This window comes from Enterococcus pallens ATCC BAA-351 (assembly GCF_000407485.1).
Classification (GTDB): domain Bacteria; phylum Bacillota; class Bacilli; order Lactobacillales; family Enterococcaceae; genus Enterococcus_A; species Enterococcus_A pallens.
The window spans coordinates 1-20638 of the sequence record NZ_ASWD01000010.1; the positions used below are offsets into that span (position 1 = coordinate 1).

The 20638-nt window shown below is 39.0% G+C and carries 22 protein-coding genes and 1 pseudogene; 21 read left to right on the forward strand and 2 right to left on the reverse strand.

Annotated elements, in window-relative coordinates:
- The first annotated feature begins 127 nt into the window (after positions 1-127).
- The 21 genes and pseudogenes from I588_RS26000 to ssb all read left to right on the forward strand — a co-directional run.
- Positions 128-460: a hypothetical protein gene (locus tag I588_RS26000; protein WP_010760128.1), complete on the forward strand. Its 333-nt coding sequence runs from the start codon at positions 128-130 to the stop codon at positions 458-460.
- Between the two features lie 118 nt (positions 461-578).
- On the forward strand, positions 579-887 hold the full coding sequence (locus I588_RS26005) for a hypothetical protein (protein ID WP_010760127.1): 309 nt from the start codon (positions 579-581) through the stop codon (positions 885-887).
- 40 nt (positions 888-927) lie between these two features.
- Positions 928-2304 (forward strand): peptidoglycan DD-metalloendopeptidase family protein, encoded by a 1377-nt coding sequence (locus tag I588_RS26010; RefSeq protein WP_010760126.1) that lies wholly within the window; start codon positions 928-930, stop codon positions 2302-2304.
- 101 nt (positions 2305-2405) lie between these two features.
- Positions 2406-2750: a hypothetical protein gene (locus I588_RS26015; protein WP_010760125.1), complete on the forward strand. Its 345-nt coding sequence runs from the start codon at positions 2406-2408 to the stop codon at positions 2748-2750.
- Between the two features lie 35 nt (positions 2751-2785).
- Positions 2786-3487, forward strand: a complete 702-nt coding sequence (locus tag I588_RS26020) for a DUF3801 domain-containing protein (RefSeq protein ID WP_010760124.1) — start codon at positions 2786-2788, stop codon at positions 3485-3487.
- Positions 3484-5397 carry a VirD4-like conjugal transfer protein, CD1115 family gene (locus I588_RS26025; RefSeq protein ID WP_010760123.1) on the forward strand — a complete coding sequence of 638 codons (1914 nt, stop codon included), beginning with the start codon at positions 3484-3486 and terminating at the stop codon, positions 5395-5397. The genes I588_RS26020 and I588_RS26025 overlap by 4 nt, the downstream gene beginning before the upstream one ends.
- Before the next feature lie 4 nt (positions 5398-5401).
- Positions 5402-5608: a hypothetical protein gene (locus tag I588_RS26030; RefSeq protein WP_016250100.1), complete on the forward strand. Its 207-nt coding sequence runs from the start codon at positions 5402-5404 to the stop codon at positions 5606-5608.
- Between the two features lie 28 nt (positions 5609-5636).
- Positions 5637-6491, forward strand: coding sequence for a VirB6/TrbL-like conjugal transfer protein, CD1112 family (locus I588_RS26035; RefSeq protein WP_010760225.1), 855 nt, complete (start codon positions 5637-5639; stop codon positions 6489-6491).
- A 14-nt stretch (positions 6492-6505) separates the two neighbouring features.
- On the forward strand, positions 6506-6877 hold the full coding sequence (locus I588_RS26040) for a PrgI family protein (RefSeq protein WP_010760224.1): 372 nt from the start codon (positions 6506-6508) through the stop codon (positions 6875-6877).
- A complete protein-coding gene (locus tag I588_RS26045; protein WP_010760223.1) occupies positions 6825-9263 on the forward strand; it encodes a VirB4-like conjugal transfer ATPase, CD1110 family in 2439 nt (812 codons plus the stop codon). The genes I588_RS26040 and I588_RS26045 overlap by 53 nt, the downstream gene beginning before the upstream one ends.
- A gap of 792 nt (positions 9264-10055) precedes the next feature.
- Positions 10056-11198 carry a phage tail tip lysozyme gene (locus I588_RS28270; RefSeq protein ID WP_428829820.1) on the forward strand — a complete coding sequence of 381 codons (1143 nt, stop codon included), beginning with the start codon at positions 10056-10058 and terminating at the stop codon, positions 11196-11198.
- Positions 11199-11213: 15 nt separating this feature from the next.
- A complete protein-coding gene (locus tag I588_RS26055) occupies positions 11214-11870 on the forward strand; it encodes a hypothetical protein (RefSeq protein ID WP_010760221.1) in 657 nt (218 codons plus the stop codon).
- An 11-nt stretch (positions 11871-11881) separates the two neighbouring features.
- The gene (locus I588_RS26060) at positions 11882-12244 is read left to right on the forward strand and encodes a thioredoxin domain-containing protein (protein ID WP_010760220.1); all 363 of its coding nucleotides are present in this window, start codon (positions 11882-11884) and stop codon (positions 12242-12244) included.
- A gap of 8 nt (positions 12245-12252) precedes the next feature.
- Positions 12253-12507, forward strand: coding sequence for a DUF4315 family protein (locus tag I588_RS26065; RefSeq protein WP_010760219.1), 255 nt, complete (start codon positions 12253-12255; stop codon positions 12505-12507).
- Positions 12508-12903: 396 nt separating this feature from the next.
- Complete coding sequence (locus I588_RS26075) at positions 12904-13698, forward strand: hypothetical protein (protein WP_010760217.1); 795 nt, start codon at positions 12904-12906, stop codon at positions 13696-13698.
- Positions 13699-13726: 28 nt separating this feature from the next.
- The gene (locus I588_RS26660; protein WP_010760216.1) at positions 13727-14536 is read left to right on the forward strand and encodes an LPXTG cell wall anchor domain-containing protein; all 810 of its coding nucleotides are present in this window, start codon (positions 13727-13729) and stop codon (positions 14534-14536) included.
- 36 nt (positions 14537-14572) lie between these two features.
- A complete protein-coding gene (locus I588_RS26085) occupies positions 14573-15634 on the forward strand; it encodes an ArdC-like ssDNA-binding domain-containing protein (protein WP_010760215.1) in 1062 nt (353 codons plus the stop codon).
- 211 nt (positions 15635-15845) lie between these two features.
- Entirely contained in the window at positions 15846-16112 is a 267-nt protein-coding gene (locus tag I588_RS26090) for a hypothetical protein (RefSeq protein WP_010760214.1), read from the forward strand.
- 420 nt (positions 16113-16532) lie between these two features.
- Positions 16533-16979, forward strand: a complete 447-nt coding sequence (locus tag I588_RS26095) for a plasmid mobilization protein (protein WP_010760213.1) — start codon at positions 16533-16535, stop codon at positions 16977-16979.
- Entirely contained in the window at positions 16979-19276 is a 2298-nt protein-coding gene (locus tag I588_RS26100; RefSeq protein ID WP_010760212.1) for a relaxase/mobilization nuclease domain-containing protein, read from the forward strand. The genes I588_RS26095 and I588_RS26100 overlap by 1 nt, the downstream gene beginning before the upstream one ends.
- Positions 19277-19386: 110 nt before the next feature.
- A pseudogene (gene ssb, locus I588_RS26105) lies at positions 19387-19695 on the forward strand (single-stranded DNA-binding protein); the annotation flags it as partial.
- 230 nt (positions 19696-19925) lie between these two features.
- Here ssb and I588_RS26110 read toward each other — a convergent pair.
- A complete protein-coding gene (locus I588_RS26110) occupies positions 19926-20204 on the reverse strand; it encodes a helix-turn-helix domain-containing protein (RefSeq protein ID WP_010760210.1) in 279 nt (92 codons plus the stop codon).
- Positions 20201-20560, reverse strand: coding sequence for a type II toxin-antitoxin system RelE/ParE family toxin (locus I588_RS26115; RefSeq protein ID WP_010760209.1), 360 nt, complete (start codon positions 20558-20560; stop codon positions 20201-20203). Before I588_RS26115 ends, I588_RS26110 begins: the two co-directional genes overlap by 4 nt.
- Positions 20561-20638 lie beyond the last annotated feature (78 nt).

Genomic DNA, 20638 nt, shown 5'->3' on the forward strand with positions numbered 1-20638 from the left:
ACCAGCCGATGAAGAGTTAAAAACGAGCATAGACTAATTCATTCTATCAAATTGTCTGTTTGCGAAGTTTTGTAGGAGCCTTTAAGGACACTAAAGTATAGAACACTAATTAGAAAGGAAAAAATATATGAGTATGGTTATAGCAGCCTATGATAGCGAACAAGTTCATACAGATTATATTGCGAGTATAGAGATTCCGTCATCTCATTTTGAAGAGATAGAATATTTTTTTAGTCTTATTAGCTTGAATAGAGACTTGGAAAAAAATAAAGCATTATTCTCTAAAGATGTGGTGGCTTTAGGCTTAGATTTATACGACGGTTTCCAGTCAAAAGAAAATATTTCTCTATTAGCAAGTAATTTAAGTTGTGACAATGAGTTTGACCAAAAAATGAAGAAATATTTAGAAGCGATTGTGATAGGAGCAGAAAGTGAATATCTTTTGTTTAGCTACAGCTAAATAAATCTCTATCGGGGGGATCATAATCTAATTAAGATTATTGATCAGCAGCTGCCAGTTGAAGGAAGTATCGTGACATTAATTAACAAGAAAACATCTTCTTAAAGGAATGGTAATAATGGATTTAATGGGTTATCTGGAACCAAAAATAATTTACTTGTTTGTTGCCAGTTTAGGTATCTTTGAGATCATATTGTTTGGAGCAATGAGTTTTTATGATTCATTGGCGGATAATAGTTTTTTAAAATGGTTAATTCCAGTGATAATACTTGCAGTACTTGCAATAGGATTAACGTTGCTACCGATAGTTTTAAATCACAAGAATTGGCTGATTCTACTTTTGCCCATAATTATTTTACCAATTACTCTAACAATAGTCGTCGAGGTGATCAAAAAATATTCAATAAAGAATAAAAGGCATAAGTGATTTCACTCATGCTAGTTAAAACAAGAAAGGACGAATGCAGTTGAAAAAAATATCTAAGCTTATCACCGCTTTGTTGCTGTCTTTCCAAGCGTTCTCTAGCTTGCCTATAAATGTTCTAGCAGAGGAACAGCCACAAAAAGAATCAATTGAACAGGTAGAAAAGCACGCAGAAGAGAACGAAGCCACTAAGACGACGGGAACTAGCGAAACAAGCAGCACCACTGAAAGCAGTATGTCTAGCAGTGAATCAAGTACCAGCTCTAGCAGCTCCACTAAGGAATCCTCTACTAGCACAAGTACAACAAGCAGCAGTGAGACGATAACGACCAGCAGCAGCCAAACAATCGCTAGTTCAGAAGAGCCTAAAGCAGATGATCCAGCCCCTCAGACAACAGAACCAACGAATGAACCACAGGTAGAAACACCAGCGCCAAAAACAGAGGTAGCAGCAGCCGCCGCCGCTCCAATCGAACGCTTGGTACCAGATAGTCATGTGATTGCAGACGGTTCGATTCACTTTGAAAAAAACGAATCGGTGGAAAGTTTTATTCGCAAAATTGGCGAACCTGCACGAAAAATAGGACAGGAAAAAGATTTGTATGCGTCAGTCATGATCGCACAAGCGATTTTAGAGTCTGCTTCGGGATCAAGTGAATTAGCCCAGGCACCAAACTATAACCTGTTTGGAATTAAAGGCACACACAACGGAAAAAGCGTCTCATTTGCGACACAGGAGGATTTAGGCAACGGGAATCTATATGCTACCCAAGCAGGATTCCGAGTATATGAGAACTACGAGGATTGCTTTAATGACTATGCTACTTTGCTAAAAGAAGGATTGACAGGAAACAGTCATTTTTACCAGGGTGTTTGGAAGGAAAATGCAAAAACTTATCAGGAAGCAACCGACTATTTAACAGGGCGGTATGCGACAGATACGCAATATAATCAAAAGCTAAACGGGCTGATAGAAACGTATGAGCTAACCGAGTACGACAAGGCAGTAGAAGGCGTTGAGATCAGCGCTACAGGTTTTGCGGTGCCCGTAAAAAATTATGCTATTAGTAGTCCTTTTGGTTTGAGAGGTGGGGAATTCCACAGGGGCTTAGACATGGCAGCAGCCCAGGGCGAACCTATTTATGCGAGTAAATCCGGTACGGTTTTAAAAGCAGAGTATCATTACAGCTGGGGAAATTATGTTGTGATTGAACACAACGGCGGTATGACGACCTTATATGCACACCAATCGGAATACCTGGTCAAACCTGGTGATCAAGTAGAACAAGGACAATTAATTGGTTATGTTGGAAGTACCGGTAATAGTACCGGCAGCCACCTACACCTTGAAATGTGCCAGGATACTAGTTTGTCACAAAGTAAATTGTTAGACCCACACAAGGTTCTATTCGGTAACTAACATTGAATCAAACAACGATAAAAAGCATCATTATACGTATGTGAAAGACACTCGATCAGTAAGCGCTGATGGGGTGTTTTTTTTTGTTAGGAGGTGAAAAGATGATTCAAAAAATGGAGGTAGAGCAAGCTACAACGCTTTTTTTAGTATTAGAAAAGAAGTCAGTAAATTTGCTGTTTGATAACAAGGGCTACCTGTTAAAAATTGGTATCAACGTAAACAAATTTGTTGAACTAACCGAAAATAAATCAGTTACAGAAGATTCAATTTTTCATGTAAAAGACATTGTTTTATTAACAATGAACAATCATAAAACACGCATTCCGGTTAAAGCCCATGGGAACCGAGGTACCTGGCATAAAGATAAAGTATTTCAAAAAAATGGCTTTTTCTTTGAAGTAGAAAAGGGGGTGAAAATTCATACGTCCGATTTACGTTACCGCTAATCTTCGTCTAAACAAAAAATAATAGGAGGATCAATATGGCAGTAAATGATGAAAAGGTTGTAGAAGTGATCATGCGGTCAGAAAAAGATATGTTTCGCTTACTCACTAAAGCAATGATGGCTGTAACGAAACAATCGACTCATACAACCTTAAAAGGAATCAAAGTAATACAAAACACCGGACAACAACGATTTACAAATCTAAGGAAACAAAACGCAACCCTGGAGCACGTCGATGTCAATCAGGAGGATTTAGCGGCAATCAAAGCAGAATTGAAGCGGTATAAGGTAGATTTTGCTATCGAACACAATCAGGAAACCGATAAAACTCATGTTTTCTTTAAAGCACAGGATAGAGATATCATCAATCTTGCGTTAGAAAACGTCTTGATCAAGTTCAACGCTGATAAAACCATCGAGCAGGAGCAGCCAACGAAAGACGCTGCACAGGAACAGAACCAAGAAAAGAATCAGGATCAAGAAAAGAATAAAAATCAGGAACAAAAACAAGTAGAAAATCAGGATCAAGAAAAGGAAAAAACGCCACCTACCAAGGAAAAAACAGATGCTGATCGGACACGAGAGACGCAGCAGCCGAAAGATCAACAGGTGGAAAAGAAAAAAGAGTCACTTACAAAGAAGCTGGATAAGTTTCAGGAAGAAGCGGACAAAATCAATAAGGATCGCAAAAAAGAATTATCAAAAAACAAAACGAAAACGAAAGGTAAAGAACGATGAAAATAAAGCTCTCTTCGTTTGCTGTAGCGCTCTTGGTCACATTAGTAACATTCTATATTGCTGCACGTTCAGCGCTGATCTATGGAGTGTTGAAAGCGACAAATGGTGATACTTTTGTTGCTGCTATTTCTGAAACCATGAACCAGCTGCTTCCAAGTCTAAAAGCGACACCTTTCTACTTCGATTTCACGCAGCAATCTCTTTACTTCGGCGGTGCCTGTGCGCTGCTGGTATTCATGATCTTTATGTACCAGCTGACGAATTACAAAAACTACCGGCACGGGGAAGAATACGGCAGCGCTAAGTGGGCGGATAAATCAGAGATTAAACCATACGTTGACAAAGAAGCAGATGGAAATATGCTTTTTACCGCGACTGAAAGCAAGACGATAAAAACGCAGCTGAAAGGTAGAAAGAGAAAGTACGAACGTAATAATAATGTGGTAGTGATTGGTGGATCAGGATCAGGTAAAACACGAAATTATGTAATACCTAATCTGTTACAGATGCACAGCAGCTATGTAGTGACAGACTCTAAGGGGGCAATTTTAAGAGACACTGGCCAATTATTTAAAGAAGCCGGTTATAAAATCAAGGTCTACGATTTAGTCAATCGGATAAATACCGACGGGTATAATTGTTTTCATTATATTGAAGATGAAGATGACATTCTTGAGACGGTAGCCAATTTAATGGCGAATACCTCTGATCCTAATCAAAAAGGTGGGGACAAATTTTGGGAAGACGCACAAAGATTATTTCTTTGTGCTATTTTTCATTTACTTTTACTGGACGGAAGTCCCGAAGAACAAAACATGACGATGGTTAACGAATTGAGAAGACGAAACAAAGTAAAAGATGATGATGAGGACTATGTGTCAGGACTTGATTTGCTCTTTAAAGATGTAGAAGAACGACACGGCGATTGTTTTGCAGTTCGACAATACGAAAACTTCAAACAAGCAGCAGGGAAAACAGCTAAAAGTATTTTGATCAGCTTAGGTGTAAGAATGATGCCATTTGACGTACCAAGTGTAGAACGGATAACCAAGATTGATACATTAGAATTAGACAAACTCGGAGATACCAAAACGATTCTTTATCTAGTATTGCCGGATTCAGACTCACCATTCAATTTTATTGTGAGCATGGTTTATCAGCAGATGTTTAAAATTTTGAAGAATAAAGCTGACAACTTCTACGGTGGTATGTTGCCTGTGCCTGTTCGGGCAATTATGGACGAGTTCGCAAATATTGGTCAAATTCCTAATGTTCATACCGAGATATCAGTTGTTCGAAGTCGGGGAATATCTATTGAACCTATTCTGCAAGACTTAACTCAAATTAGTAAAAAACTTTATAAAGATACTTGGGGAGCAATCGTGGGAAACTGCGATTCCTTTTTGTTTTTAGGAGGAAACGAGGAAAAGACAAATGAATATATTTCTAAACGTTTAGGTAAAGAAACAATTGACTTACTCAATACAAACGAAACAAGAGGGCAGTCAGGATCGTGGACAAAGCAGCATTCAAAAACTGGTAGAGACTTGCTTTCTCCTGATGAAGTAGGAAGATTGGACAACTCAAAGTGTATTTTTATGTTGCGTGGGACAAACCCTTTTTTCTCAGACAAATTAGATGTAACGAAACATAGACGATACAAGGAACTTGAAAATACTAAAGGGAAATTTGTTTTTGAGCGTATACACCAAAATTCGAAGGCAGAAGATCCGTCTCATTTATCCCCCGAACAGGATCAACTACGTTCACCAGACGAACAGGAAAAAGAACTAGATGAATTTTTAGCGAATACAGCGGTTGAAACATTAGAAATATACGAAGAATTCGACCAGCTGCTTGATGAAGAACTTGAAACAATTGAGATTACAGAAATCGAAAGTGAGGAATAGAAGAATGGGTTTATTTAATCAGATTATAGCATTAATTACACAGTTTGCGAAGATTGGGGGCGGTTTGTGGCTTTTGTGGGGAGCGGTTGTAGCTGGCGGAGGTATGAAAGATCATAACGGACCTCAGATGCAGTCAGGTATTTGGCAGATTGCAGGCGGGGGCTTAATTTTGGGAGCAGCAGCACTGTTTTCTTCAATCTCTGGTTTGTAGATACAAAAACCAATCAGGAGGGAAATAAATGGATGCAGCACTAGAATTTTTACTCACTTGGATTATAAAAGTGATTAGTTTCAGCACCAATAATAGCCATTTAACAGCTTCTTTAAGCGGTTTTAGTCCAGCTTTATATAAGTACGCAAACTTAATATTAGATAGTGTCATGAAGCCCATCGGTTACAATATTTTAGCGCTTTTTATCGTGTATGAGTTACAACGGATAGCACTGAAAGTTGAAAGTTCTTCTGGTGGATCGCCGCATTTAGGTTTTGAAATGGTGATGAAGTCTATTATAAAAGTAGCTTTTTGCAAGATTGCAATGGACAAAATTAATGTAATTATGGGGGCTATTGTTGGAGTCACAACCTATATGACGAAAGAAATTGAAGCACTTAATTTTGACAGTTCCCAGGTTGAAAAGGCGCTTGATGTGAAGGAAATTTTAAAGCCGTTAGCAAAGGAAGGAACAACCACAAAAATGGGAATTTTTATCTTGCTTGTGATGGCGCTACTAGTCACGATTGGATCGGTCATCATTGTGCAGGCAATTGTCAGCATGAGGTTTGTTGAAATGTATGCGTATCTATCTGTATCGCCTATTCCGATAGCAACATTTCCGAGTGATGAATTCTCGAACATTGGGAAAAACTTTTTAAAGCTGTTTTCTGCGAGTGCCTTGCAGGGAACCCTCATATTCATAACGATGCAAATGTATCCGTTCCTGTTGGCTACGGTGTTTAAAGATATTGCAAATGGCGGTTCAGGCACTGAGGTATTTTTAAACTCATTGATTGGCATACTGGCAAATAGTGTCATTTTAGTGTTTGCAGTAATGGCAACCGGACGCTGGGCGAAGTCAATTACCAATGCGATGTAGGAGGTGGAGAGTAGATGGCAATAAAAGTGAAAGTACCAAAAGAAATCAAAGAATACCGTGAGCGTATTATCGCTGGTATGGGGTGGCGGCAACTAGCAGCTACCGCCGTTTCTCTTTCCGTAACTGGTGTTTTGGTATATTTTGGTCACTTCAAAAAAGGCATTGAAGTTAATACGCTAGGTAATGTGGTTATTCTGACTGCTATGCCGCCGATGGCTTTTGGTTTCATAAAAGTAAAAGGAATGTATTTGGAACAGTATGCAAAAATCGTTTTGCGCTATTACAAAAAAGAAGCGATTCGACGCTTTCAAACGAATGAGAGGGTAAGTATGAATGTTCACACCAAAAAACGATTCGAACGGATCAAAGAAACTGAAAAAAGATAAAAATACTAAGAAGGTTCTAAAGGTTCTTAGTAAGCAAAAGAAAAAACGAGGGATACGGCAGCGAAGAAATGCCCCACCCAAAACGAGTCAACATACACTTGCCTATCGACGTATGTTAGAAGACGGACTATGCGAAATTAGAGAAGGCGTGTACTCCAAGACGTTTAATTTCACAGATATAAATTATGCAACAGCTGGACAAGAAGAACAGGAAAATACCTTTAGTTCTTATTGTGAATTATTAAATAGTTGCGATGGTGAGACTAAGCTACAGCTTAATATCATCAATAAGAATAAAGACCGCAAAGAATTTGAGCAAGAAATGAAGTACGAACTTCAAAATGATGGAAATGATGAATATAGAGAAGAAATGAATACGATTCTTCTAAATAAACTTGCAGCTGGAAATAGCAGCTTAGAGAAGAAAAAATATTTTACAGTTACTCAATCAGGAAATCAATTTGATCAAGTTAAAGCTTCATTGAATCGGTTGCAGGATGAATTGATCAGTCAATTTGAAGGTATGGGATGCGAAACAAAAGAATTAACTGGACTTGATCGTCTTGAATTAGCCAACCAAATTCTGAGACCAGATACCAAATTACATTTTGATTATGAAGATTTATTATTTAGCAAATTGACAACCCATTCAGCGATTGCCCCAAACAGCTTTAATATGAAATATAAAAAGCATAGGTTTATGATGGGGGATCAATATGCGCAAGTTCTTTATTTGCGAAATTATCCACCAGAATTGTCTGATAAGCTGATAGCGGATATTACTGATATCCCTTCTAGTCTTGAAATTGCGGTACACATTGAGCCAATCAATCATTTAGATGCTCTTGAATTAGTCAAGAGAAAATTAACCTATATGGAATCGCAAAAAGTAGATGAACAAAAGAAGGCACTAAAATCGGGTTATGATCCTGAAATGATTCCACCGGAGCTTAAACGCAGCTTACACGAAGCGGAGGATTTGTTGGATCAGATGCAGGAAGATAACGAAAAATTGTTCAATTTCACGTTCTTGGTTATGTTGGCTAATGAAAACGAGCAAGTACTTGATGATCTTATTGAGCAAGTGATGCAAACGGGACGAAAAAACAACTGTGAATTTGGCAAACTGGACTACATGCAAGAAGAAGGTTTAAATTCTATTTTGCCTTGGGGAGAAAATTTTGTACCAATTCAGCGAACACTAACTACAGCGAGTACAGCGGTTTTTATTCCTTTCACTGCTCAAGAATTGACACAAGAACATGGAAAGTACTACGGACTCAATGCTGTAACTAAAAATATCATAAGTCTGGATCGTAGAATGTTGTCTGCCCCGAACGGATTCATATTTGGAAAATCCGGAAGTGGCAAATCCTTTGCGTCAAAAAAAGAAATAGTCAATATTTTGCTGAACGAACCGGATGCAGAAGTTATTGTTATTGATCCTGAGCGAGAATACTCAATATTGGCTAACGAACTCAATGGTGAAATTATCCGTATTGCAGCAGGATCACCAAATCACATCAATTTGTTTGATATTAATCAAAACTATGCCGATGATGATGATCCGGTGTCGTTGAAAACCGATTTTGCTCTGACCTTGTGTGATCTACTAGTTGGTGGCAAACTTGGCTTGAATGGTACACAAAAATCGTTAATTGATCGGGTTTGTTCCTTGATGTATCAAGAATACTTTGAGCGAGGTGGGGAAATGCCTACTTTTAAAGTATTCAGTGGTTTGTTGAAAGAGCAGCCGGAACCAGAAGCGAAGCAGCTTGCTTTGCAACTGGAATTATACACGGACGGATCGCTTTCGGTATTTTCTCATGAGACAAACGTAGACATCAATAATCGTTTTGTTGTATTCGATATCAAGGACTTAGGCAAGCAGCTTAAAACGATGGGTATGTTGACTGTGCTAGACCAGGTTTGGAATAGGGCGACGAGAAATAGAAGTTTAGGAAAAAGAACCTATCTATACATTGATGAGATTCAACTGCTCGTAACGAATGAATATGCAGAAGCCTACTTCTTCGAACTATGGAGTCGTGCCCGTAAATGGGGAATTGTTCCAACGGGAATTACACAAAATGTCGCTACCATGCTTCTATCTGCCAATGTGGAACGTATGCTTTCTAACAGTGACTTTATCATGATGTTGAATCAATCAAAAACAGATCGTAGAAGGCTAGCAGATTTGTTACATTTGTCCGCTCGACAAGAGAGATATCTTACAAATGCAGCTGAGGGCGAAGGCTTACTTTGCGCTGGTAATGCGATAATTCCTTTCTACGATGATTTTCCTAAAGATACAAAGCTGTACAAAATGATGTCCACAAAAATTGATGATGTCTACAAATATCAAAAAGAGGAAGAAGCTGGTTAGCTCCCTCCTTTTTATTTTGGGGTGATGAAGATGGTGAAAAATCATGCCGATAAAATTATACGTGCGCCGGATAAAAAGAGTAAAAGCTCCTACTTGTTAAGCCAGGCAACGGATCGACATAAAGGAAGAATTGTCAGTAAAGATCATTCAAACAAACAGATCAAAGGTTCAACTGATAAACGGATTAAAAAAGGCAAGAATCGCAATCTGATCACAGGTGAGGAAAAAGACCGAACAACGTTAAAAAATAAGCAAAGAAGGTTACAAGACGAAAAAAGGGCAAAAGATAAAAGGCTTGGAACGAAACAAGATCAGGATTCGGCAAAAGGAGAGAAAACATATAACTCTATTGATGCGTTAAAAAGAAACGAGCGCTTGAAGCAGCAGAGGGATAAAAAAGATAAGGAAGGGAAAGACAAAACAAGGGAGAGCGTAGGAGAGCGTACCGAAAGCGACAATGATTCTTCAAGTAACTTAGACAAGGAAACAACGGATCACGACAGCAGGTCAGCAGGGAAAAAGAGCAGTTTAAGCGGTAGAAGAAGCATACTTGATCGAACAGCAACCGTTGCGTTTGACGTTCTCACAGATGAAATGATGGACGCTGCGGGTGTGTCAGATAGCAACGGTGTTAGAGAAGCGAAGCAGCTACGACGAGGGGCTAAAAAAGGCGCTGCTGCGTATCGTAAAACAAGGTGGGGAATCACTCGTTTAAAGAAGACGTCACGGACTGTCAAACAGTCAGCTACAAGAACAGTAGCGTATGCAAGAGCGCTCGCTTCTAAGCAAACTGTGAAGCTAATCGTTGCTAAAGCAGCTGCACCAGCTGCGGCAATTATGATGATCTTAGCCTTAGCTGCTACTGTTGTTGCCGGAGCATCATTTTTAAGTTTCGGTACAGGTGATTGTGAGACGCAAGCCACTAGTACTAATATCACCTCAAAAAGTCAGGAAGAAAACGCAAAAGCTATTTACGACTTTGTAATGACTAATGTTCCTGGTGCTACACCGCAAGGCGTTGTCGGAATGATCGGAAACTTTCATCAGGAATCACAGATGGACCCAGCAGCAATTGAAGATCGTAGCAAACCCTTATCCGGACACGGAATTGCTCAATGGACGAGGGATCGTACAACGAATCTAAAGAATTTTGCGAAGGAAAAAGGGAAAGAGTGGTCAGATTTAGGTCTACAGTTAGACTTCTTACTGTATGAACTAAATGGATCTGAAAAAGCGTCAGTAGCAGCTTTAAAAATGACGAACGTAGAAGAAGCGACAGCAGCCTGGCAAACTCTTTTCGAGAGAGCCGGTGTCCCAGCAATGGGGAACCGCTTAGCATTTGCGAACGAATGGTATGCAAAACTAAAAGATACTGATCCTATGTCGTCCTCTGCTATGTCAACGGCAGCTGATGGCGAGCTAGGATCGCTTCTCTGCGGTGAAGGTGGCGACGGCGGCGAAATTTTAGATGTAGCGAAAGGTTGGCTAGGTTGGTTCTACTATGTACAAGCTCACCCTTCGCCAGATTTAGGCGATTTAAACAATCCTAATAAAAGCGGTGGCACGGATTGCTCTGGCTTTGTATGGCTCGTGCTAAATAAGGCTGGTTACAATGTTCCGCCAGGTATGCAGTGGTACACGGGATCGATGGCAAGTGATGCGAAAGGCAGCAAGCAATACTTGAAACAAATTAGCGAGAGTGAAGCAGAAGCAGGGGATATAGTGATCGTGAACCTGGGGGCTGGCTTATCAGACGATGGTCATACGGCTATTCTGGTAGAAAAATGGCATGGATTGGAAACAAAGATTATTGAAGAAGGTGGCGGCAAGGACAGTGTAAGCTACGGACAAGTGAATACGTCATTTGGCTATCTATTGAATGGTGGAGATGTAACGCTGGCACGTCCAATCAAAAAGGGGGCACCAGTAGATTAAAAAGGTGGTAGTAAAATGTTAGACAAGCGAAAAATCATTACTATTTTTGGTGCAGTTCTATTTGTTGCAACTATGGCTTTTGGATTATTCAAATTCCAAAAAACAATTGACTCACAAAAGCAACTGATCAGTAAGTTGTCAGAATCTAATCAAGAGTTAAACCAAGTAAACAAAGAGGTTCGAGGGAAATACACAAAGCTTGTAACACAGAATGCGGAAAGAAAGGGGGAAGAAAACGAAACGTTGCAGCCTGCTGATCCTATTGAGTCGGAAGAACCAGGCTACGAAGAGTTCGAGAAGATTGTGAACACTACGTATCAAGAGCTTTACAACTATACTCCTGAAACATATGAGCAGCGCAAGGACAAGGTAAAAAACTATTTGTCTGATGATCTAATGAAGACTTATTTTGGTAACAAGGGCACGTTCGGAGACGCTGCGAATAATGAATCGAAATTGACTAAAGCAAGTGTTTACCATGATGAAATGAAAGACAATCAGATCCAAGGGATCGTTGTTGCACGTTATGAAAGTAGATATGTCAGTGAATATGCAAGTGGTGAGTTTTTCAAAGGAATGGAGCTTTACGAGATTACTTATGATTCAGCAGAAAAGAAATTGACCCACATTCAAAGTTTAGGTAGTGGTTTCACAGGCGATATGCTGAACTAGGAGCGTGTTTGATGAAGAAATCAAGTAAATATATCCTGATTGTCGTATGCAGTCTTATAACGGCAGCAAGCAGCTTAGTTGTTCATATGAGCTATACATTCCATCGTTCGATTTCTATTGAGCTTACAGCTGACAGCAACAAGACAATTTTCTTTTACCGTGATGATTGTTCAGATTGTAAGAAGGTTTTTCCTATTGTCTATTTTAATCGGATAAGTAACAAGAACGTTATTCTTGTGAATATGAATAATCCTACAAATCGAAAGTATATAAGCAAATTCGAATTAAAGTCTGTCCCTACGTTTGCCAAAGGTGACAATCAGTATGTTGGAATCGACCAGGAACAAGTGAAAAAAATTTTAAGTAGTGAGTAGGTGAAAGTATGGCAAAAAAAACAGTTGAAGAACGAATTAGTAAAAAGAAAACAGAAATTGAACAGCTGCAAAAGCGTATTGATGCTGATAACCAAAAATTGAAAAAACTAAAGGGAGAGTTAGAAGTTCTTGAGACAAGTCAAGTGATGACAATACTTGAAGACTTCAAAATGTCTCCCGATGAACTAAGAAGTCTTTTAAGGACACAATCATATTCAGCCTTGAAAAACGCTAATACTCAGGTACAATCAAGTCAACAATAAAGTGAGGAGTTGGCTCATTGATCTGTCTGAGACGTACTATATCCGTATTAATTGCAATCCCTTGTTTACTAATAGGGATTGTGTGTTGGCTAGTTGGCTTAATTTTTACACTTGCAGGAGTAATTATCAAAAAAATAGGATCATGCTTTTTAGGAGTGTTCTCGCTCGGCGTCATATGTGTGATTGGTTTTTCAATTCATGAATTATTATCACCTCATACGACTGATGATATGCATGCGATATTTTCAACTATAGGTATTTCTTTAGTAATAATGCTGGCAGTTATTTTTACAGTTATCTTAGCTGGCAGTGTAAGCATAGTCTTAGTCAAATTGAGTGGTGAGATAATCAGATTACCCAAAAAATTCTGGTACTAATAAGGGAGGTGAAAATCTATTGTTCAACAGAAAAAAGTCGTACATGACATTCACGCTGCAAGAAGGGATTTCCTTTCCCCAAGAAGCAATAGAATTATACGAAGCCCTTGCTTTAATTGAGCAGGAAAACAAGAAATTACTCGATTCCGGAAATCAAGGTACGGTACAGATCACCCTCTATAACAAAAAGAGACAGATCCAATTGCGGCAAGTTTTATCTTTGCCAATCAACAATAAAATTGAGGAAGAAATTGCTCGTTTAATTGATGCAGCAGAAACAACCAATCAACCACAGAAGAAGCAGACGAATTTTAAAAAAAATTCCGCTGCTTCTTTTTTGTCCAATCGTGGGAAATTATTTAACGTGCTAACCGTGATAAACACGTTTGCAGCTGCTGCAATGATTTTGCTTTTCTTGTTTAACGACACAAGTAAACCAAACATTCAAACTACTAGCAGTAAAAGTGAATTGACTATTGAAGAAGTTGAGAATTATCAGAATGATCGGCAAGGTATTGATTTACTAAGCCGCTTTTTTTTACCTAACTACTATTCGGGAAACAAAGAAAATATCCGAAACTTTTTAGACAACCAAACGTTCAAAAAGTCTGAGGTGACAAACGGGCAAGTGCAATCAGTTCTTGCAGAAAAGTTAGTAAAGAAGGGAGACAAATACCAGGTTTCTTATGTGCTGCTTGTTCAAGATGATCAGCAAAAAAGAAACGTCCGGATCACGTATACGGTAAAAAAGGACAAAGACGCAAAGTATAAATATTTGATTATTACGGAACCAAAAGAAAGCGAATATCCATAAATCTATTCAGAAAAGGAAGATGAATACAATGAAAAAAATCTTAGTCGTAACCTTGTTTAGCACTTTAATACTAGGAACGTCGGGAGTAACAAGTTTTGCAGCAGAAGTACAACAGGATCAACCGATAGCTATAGTGCCATTTGAAATTACTGATCCGACTGATCCTTCTGTTCCACCAACGCCCGATCCTGATCCAAACCCAACACCAGACCCTGATCCAAATCCTGATCCGAATCCTACGCCGGACCCTGATCCCGATCCTGATCCAAATCCAACACCGGACCCTGATCCCGATCCTGATCCAGGTCCAACACCAGACCCTGATCCCGATCCTGATCCAGGTCCAACGCCAAACCCTGATCCCGATCCTGATCCGAGTCCAACGCCCGATCCTGATCCGACGCCTAAACCTGATCCGACACCAACACCAAAGCCAGATCCAAAACCAGATCCAAAACCTGATCCAACACCGACACCAGGTGACCAAAATGGAAACAAGGGAAATCAAACAGCTAACAATCCAACACCGTCGCCTGTAAATACCAATCCGACACCCCAAGCACCTGTATTAACAAGCGGAAATCAAACAGTAATTGCAACCGTAGACGGGAATCCTATTGTGCTGCAAGCCGACGGATCAACTAAAACAGTAACGCCTGAGACAATCGGAGCTAGGGTTCAAAAAGATGGATCACTCGTGATCAAAGACAAAGAAGGAAATGAGAAAGTTTTACCTAAAACTGGTGAGAAAACTAGCGGTGCATTAACAACGTTGGGAATGATGATTGTCAGTTTATTTGCGTTCATTTTGAAACAGAGAAAGGAAGTTTCTGAGTAATGAGTGACTTAGGAATTATCCAGAAAGGAGAAGTTCATGAACGCTGAAAAATCGAATAAAAGTAAAGAGTTATTGCAGCAAGCAGAAGAGGGAATTAAACAGTTTTTAGAGTCAGATAAGTACAAAGATTTTCTAAAAACGATGTCTCAATTTCACCGGTATAGTGTAAATAATACGATACTAATCTTTATGCAAAAGCCTGATGCTAGTCATGTTGCAGGCTATCAATCCTGGAAGAAAAAGTTTAATCGTCAAGTTAATAAAGGCGAAAAATCTATCAAGATCATAGGCGGCAGAGAGTATAAACGAAAAGTCGAAGAAATCGAAAATGGTGTGAAAGTAGAAAAAGAAGTTAAAGGTATTAGCTTCTTTCCCGTTTCAGTATTTGACGTAAGTCAAACAACCGGTGATCCACTACCCAAGTTGGTCAATGAGTTGCAGCAAGATGTGTCTGACTACAAGAATTTGTATCATGCGATTAAGGAAAGTACCGACTTTGACGTATCCTTTGATGATATAAAGTCTGGCGCTAAAGGCTACTGTCGTCCATTAGATAATCAAATTGTAATCAACAAAGGTATGAGTCAATCACAGACAATCAAGACATTGATACATGAGATCACTCATGCTGATTTACATGCTGACGAATTCAAAAATAATGATGTAGAAAGGACGACTAAAGAGTCCAAAGAAGTAGAAGCAGAGAGTACAGCTTTTGTCGTTTGCGAACATTATGGAATCGACACGAAAGATTATAGTTTCCCTTATCTAGCAGCTTGGTCAAGCTCAAAAGAGCTTGAAGAATTGAAGGCTAGTTTTGAAAAAATTCAAAAACAAGCCGATAGTCTAATTCAAAGAATTGACACCAATTTGGAATCAATCCTCAAAGAAAAAGAATTAGAAGTGACGCAGGAAAAAGAGCAGGATTTGAAAGATGTTAAAGTACCGGATATTAGCAAAATGCCTTTAAGTGAACGGCTAAATTACTTTCAAGAGAAAGCCGATTCGATAAACCAAGTAAGAAAAAAAGACCAAGTTCTTCAGAATCATATTTCCCATTCAGAGAAAAAAGAAAAGAACAAAGAAGCAGCAAAATAGGCGATTTTGAAGAAGAACAATTAGCTGCTATTTCCGAGAAACCCAAAATAATATTTTTAAATCCGGCACTACTATTAGGTGAATTTATGTGCCAGATAATGGTCATTCAACAGCAGCAAGAAAATGAGTATAGAAAAAAACTATTCGTTCAGGAAGCAGCTGCTTACGAAGAAAAGAAGCTGCTAGAATATTACAGGGAGGAAAGGCAATTATGAAAGTGAGTTTTACACAGCACGAGGTTGAAATTATTAGCAGCCACCTATCACTAGCAAAGGAAAAAACAAAAGCAAGCGTGGCGCAAGAAGTCGAAAACATGGTTTCGCTGCTGCAAAGCGAACAAGGCAAACAGTATATTGAAGATGATGAACAGCGAGCCTATACGCTTGATCAGTACAAATCGACAGCTGAAAAATTAGCAGAAGTAACAGAAGACGAATTCCAAAAGATTGATCTTTCGTCAGCAGATATGCTGAGGTAAAAAGAAAAATCACGGGGTTTGGGGCGAAGCCCCAAGTATAAAAAAGAAGAGAAGCCAAACCGCTCTCTTCTTTTTTTTTATGTAAGATGGTACCATCTTGCAAATCTTGCTATAAGACTTCCTGCCCAAAAACGGCAGGAAGTCCACAGCAAGTTTGATCACTATTGAAAATAGAAAAGAGCAGACACCTTACTTTTTTCTTTCGCAGAAAAAAGTAACAAAAAAGAACTCTCACACTCGCCGTGTGGGGGCGTGCCAAACGAATGGAGATTCGTTCAGCAAGCTGGTAGCGTGAGGGGGCTTGTTTTTAGCCGTCAATTCCTTAAATTCCTTCCCTACGTTCAGTCAGACATTTACCATTGACGGCACGTCGTAATTACTTCTTTTTGAAAATAGTTTAATCCGTTAGAAGGTGATACATTGGAGAATCAAGTTGAAAATATACCGGAATTCAATCAGTTAATCATGCAAAAAACGTCCGATGAAGTTTTAGAAATTGCGAATACGTATGATGATTCAATACGCAGCATTCAAAAAAAATTTAGAGTTTCGGAACGAGAAAACTTTCTGATTCAATATAAAATGAACTTATCCAACACGAGAAATTTCACACATTATGCTTGCCGGATGTGTCTTTCTGGAATGACCGTTACAACAGATTTTTCAGACTTACGAGCGTTAACCAGTGAATTAGGTAGGATAGGGAACAATATAAACCAACTGGCACACAAAGCAAACATGACCAATAACATTGAAAAGGACGATTTCCAATCTTTGAAAAATGAATATGATCAGCTGGCAAAATTGGTTAGTGAAGCGTTATTGTACAAGTTGAAACGTGCAAGAGATTTTCAGAGGTACGTTTAGTGGCAGTCACGACAATTCATCAGATAAAAAGTACGCTGAAAAAAGCGTTAGACTATATACAAAATCCTGAAAAAACTGACGAGGGATTGCTAGTTAGCAGTTACAATTGTGAAGCTACGCTTGCCGAAGTAGAAATGGAAATCACACGACAATACGCAAGAGAAGTGAAAGGCGATTATCGAAAGACAGGCGGCAGCGAAGTATTAGCTCACCACCTCATTCAGAGCTTTTCACCGGAGGATGATGTTTCGCCGGAGCTGGCTCATGAGATCGGAAAGCAGCTTGTAGATGAACTGCTTGGAGGAAAATTCGAATATGTGATTTCGACACACGTTGATAAAGATCACATTCACAATCACATCATTTTTAACAGCGTATCCTTTTACGACTTGAAAAAATTTAGAAGTCAGCCTTATAGGACAGCAAATCAAATTTTAGAGATCAGCAATCGCCTATGTGCGGAAAATGATTTGTCTATCGCTCCACGCAAGCAGCAGCTGCGCAACTCCTATAAAAACTATTCAAGATACAAAAAGAATTCAACGTTTAGGGCTGAGATCAGAAAACGATTAAACATGATTCTTGATGAATCTGTTTCTATGGAAGAATTCAAATCTAAAGCAGCTGAGCTAAAAATAGACGTTGACGATTCCGGCAAACACATTACTTATTTTTTAGCTGGTGAAGGTCAGAAGCGCAAGACACGAGGAAACAAACTTGATGATTTAGAAACGTACACGGAAAAAGGAATTCAAGAACGGGTTGAAGAAAATAAAATCCTTGTCACGCAACTTGAAAAAGCAATCGAGGAATCTTTCTCCACCAGCGATAATTTGGAAGATTTTCAGTTTAATTTGCGACAAGATCACGGGATAACTTTTAAAGAGCATAAAAAATTTGGAGTAGTGTTCCAGTTTGATGATGTGAATCGTTCGAGTTTAAAAGAGCGAATACTTCCCGATAGTTATCATATTGAAAATCTGAACGGCAACTTTAGAACTGATTACGATTTTTCACAAGAGAACAGCCTAGAGCCGATTAGCGAACGTTACCGACAACAAGAAAAAAGTAAGATTGAGAATCAAGAAACCCCTATCGTTTTACTTGATGAACAAATCGAGAAAGTAACCAAAGAAGGTCTACTAATTAATTTAGAATCGCCCGATGCGAACGGTTATATCTTTATCAATAGTAACTTTGTTGATGTAGACAAAACCACCGGAGACTATACTATTTGGATCGGTGACAAATTTGATTACACGGTTAGGGATCAAAGCGGCGAGGTTTCGGAAAACTACACCTTAAAAGGTGAGGGACTTATTCGAGGGCTAGAGTTGGCAAAAGGGATAGAACCGCTGCCGATTTACGTGCATAGCAAGTATATAAAAAGCATTAGTGAACGTGGGCTTTCGCTATCAATGCCGGACAAAGGGATCGAACGGCTTTTCATTCCTAAAGAGTATGTGGAATATGATCAGATTAGCAAGAATTGCACAGTGAGGATCGGTGAAAATTGGAATTACTATGGCAAGCCGACTTTAAAAGAGAATGCGACACAAGAGCAAATAAGGAACAATGCAGCGGTACGTTTTAAAGGTCAAGACGTGATCAGCGAGCTTCAAAAAGAAAGTAAATATTTGGACGTTCTTATTCAACCAAAAATGAATATGCTACGACATAGAATGCAAAAAATGCACACGTCGGCTTTAGTAGAGACACTAAATACTTTCAGAGAAGAAAAGATCGAGAAGCCGTCTGATTTAGCTCAAAAGCTTGCAGCGGTTCATAGAGAAAAGGCAGCTGCACAAACGAAGATCGATGAGATAGAAAAGAAGATCACCAATTATAACAACGTCGCCAAGCTGCTGGTAACTTACGAAAAGTACTTACCAATCGTTAAAGAGATCGACGGTGCCGGATTTTTGCAAAAAACAAAGTTAGAAAAGCAATATGAGTCGGAGCTGCGGCAATTTAATTTAGCAGAAAAAAAACTCACTGCTACAAATAATTTGAGAATGGATATGCCGAAAGAAAAGATTATTGCGCTTGCTAAAAATCAAGAGCAGCAAAAAAAGCGTCTGATCGACAGCTTTAAATACTATGAGCAGCAGCTTGAAAAACTAGAAGATGCGAGATTAGTTCTTGAAGAAGTAACTGGAGATCAGTTAGAAGCAGCAGCTTATGAATACTCAGAGATTGAATCGCTAAGTGATCGCTTAGATACATTAGAAAACGAAGCAAAGCAGGAAAATGACGAAAGAGAAGTACAAGAAAAAAGGAATGATCGAGAGAGATAATAGATACGCCTTAGCGTGTGAGTATGCTGCGTTGACACCAGCGGCTGTGATCCTTTTATCACGACCATTGAAATTAAAAGATTACTGTTTTATCTAGTTAGGAGGAAATCATGATTAATAATGTTGTTCTTGTCGGTAGGCTAACCAAAGAGCCGGATATGAAATATTTACCTAACGGTGATCCTGTAACCACGTTTATAATTGCTGTAAACCGTAACTTTAAAAATCAAAGCGGAGACCGTGACGCCGATTTTATTAACTGTATTATTTGGCGTAATAAGGCAGTAAACTTTGCTGATTTATGCAAGAAAGGAACGTTGATCGGGATCACTGGGAGGATTCAAACACGAAACTATGAGAACAAAGAAGGACAAAGAGTCTATGTAACCGAGGTTGTTGCTGATGGGTTTCAGCTTCTTTAGCAATAAACACGAACGAAATAGCGACCTGGCACAAGCCGGTAGGCAGTAAATCACGAACAAACGTCTGACCAGGATCACCGGATCTTGCAGTAAAAACCGAACGCGGCTTAAAGACACTTATTGGATATAAAAATCGCAAATGAAATAAGTGGAAAACCAGCAGCTATAAACTAGACCCAATAAACAAAAATGCTCCCCAGCGGTATCGGATGCTGGGGAGCTGCTGCTTATTTGAATCCGATTGTTACTTCCTTGCCGACACTTGTTGCAATCTCGTAGAGTACGTTAAAGCTGACGTTCATTGATCCATTCTCGATTCGTGCTATCGTACTTTGCGGCTTTCCTACCTTTTCAGCTAGTTCACGTTGTGTCATGCCTAATTCGTCTCTTAATTGAGCGACAGCAACAGCGACATTAAGTCTTTGTTTTTCTTTTTCAAACTCTGCCGCAAACTGAGGGCTGCTTGCCTTTTTCCGTGCAATTAAATCATTGATGCTGCTTGTCATTTTAATTCCCCTTTCGCATATTGCTCTCTGATCCGTTTAGCGTGTTCAATCTCTTTTCTAGGTGTCTTCTGCGTCTTCTTAGTAAATCCGTGAGTGATCAGGTACTTATTTCCTACTTTTTGGAAATAAATAGCTCGTTGAATGTTATTTCCAACCTTAGAACGCAACTCGTAAAGGTTAGTATCTAATTTTTTAACCCACTCCATTCGTTGTGCAACAAGCAATCCAAGCTCTTGTGTTGATTCAATTGTCGCCAGCAGCTTACTAGAATCTTTGCTTGGTAGCGATTCAAGAAATTCAACGAATTCACTAGTACCGTCCGGTCTTTCTATAAAACGAAACTCTGGTTTTTCCATATACTTATGATAGCATACACGCTATCAAAAATCAAACTAACCTATTCTTTTTTTGAGGTTCTATGTAATATTTTTTTT